This window comes from Burkholderia lata, assembly GCF_902499025.1.
Lineage (GTDB): Bacteria > Pseudomonadota > Gammaproteobacteria > Burkholderiales > Burkholderiaceae > Burkholderia > Burkholderia lata_C.
Genome location: NZ_CABVPW010000108.1, coordinates 1 through 1,245 on the forward strand (window position 1 = coordinate 1; position 1,245 = coordinate 1,245).

The 1,245-nt window shown below is 50.0% G+C and carries 2 tRNA genes and 2 rRNA genes; all 4 read left to right on the forward strand.

From position 1 onward, the window contains the following. Positions 1-69 (forward strand): 16S ribosomal RNA (locus BDI24065_RS40835); the annotation flags it as partial. Positions 70-132: 63 nt separating this feature from the next. After that, positions 133-209: transfer RNA gene (locus tag BDI24065_RS40840), tRNA-Ile, on the forward strand. Between the two features lie 42 nt (positions 210-251). Further along, a tRNA-Ala gene (locus tag BDI24065_RS40845) sits at positions 252-327 on the forward strand. Positions 328-624: 297 nt separating this feature from the next. Beyond that, positions 625-1,245, forward strand: a 23S ribosomal RNA gene (locus tag BDI24065_RS40850); the annotation flags it as partial.

The following is a 1,245-nucleotide window of genomic DNA, read 5'->3' on the forward strand; positions in this document are numbered from 1 at the left end:
GGATTCATGACTGGGGTGAAGTCGTAACAAGGTAGCCGTATCGGAAGGTGCGGCTGGATCACCTCCTTTCCAGAGCTATCTCGCGAAGTTGAGCGCTCACGCTTATCGGCTGTAAATTAAAGACAGACTCAGGGGTCTGTAGCTCAGTCGGTTAGAGCACCGTCTTGATAAGGCGGGGGTCGTTGGTTCGAATCCAACCAGACCCACCACCGTCTTGTGTGGCGGTACACACCTGAGGCATATCTGTACATGGGGGCATAGCTCAGCTGGGAGAGCACCTGCTTTGCAAGCAGGGGGTCGTCGGTTCGATCCCGTCTGCCTCCACCAATCACCAACGCTAAGTGCTTGGTTCATACCATTGAACCGAGAATTTTGCATTGGCGATTGAGCCAGTCAGATTGATGTGAGTAAAACCATATCGGCTGTCGTTCTTTAACAATCTGGAAGAAGTAAGTAATTTGGATAGCGGAAGCGTCTATGAGATGGACGTGAAAACTATCCGGGTTGTGATTGTATCGATGTATCTCAAGATGATTCGAACTCTATGTTTGACTCAATTGGAATACGGCACAAATGCGAGAACTCAACCTGTAACGAACTGTCGATGAGACAGACTCGTTATAGGGTCAAGCGAACAAGTGCATGTGGTGGATGCCTTGGCGATCACAGGCGATGAAGGACGCGGTAGCCTGCGAAAAGCTACGGGGAGCTGGCAAACAAGCTTTGATCCGTAGATGTCCGAATGGGGAAACCCACTCCTTTTGGAGTATCCATGGCTGAATACATAGGCCATGTGAAGCGAACGCGGTGAACTGAAACATCTAAGTAACCGCAGGAAAAGAAATCAACCGAGATTCCCAAAGTAGTGGCGAGCGAAATGGGATGAGCCTTGTACTCTTTATTTGTATTGTTAGCCGAACGCTCTGGAAAGTGCGGCCATAGCAGGTGATAGCCCTGTAGGCGAAAACAGTATGAAAGAACTAAGTGTACGACAAGTAGGGCGGGACACGTGAAATCCTGTCTGAAGATGGGGGGACCATCCTCCAAGGCTAAATACTCGTGATCGACCGATAGTGAACCAGTACCGTGAGGGAAAGGCGAAAAGAACCCCGGGAGGGGAGTGAAATAGATCCTGAAACCGCATGCATACAAACAGTCGGAGCCTCGAAAGGGGTGACGGCGTACCTTTTGTATAATGGGTCAGCGACTTACGTTCAGTAGCAAGCTTAACCGTATAGGGCAGGC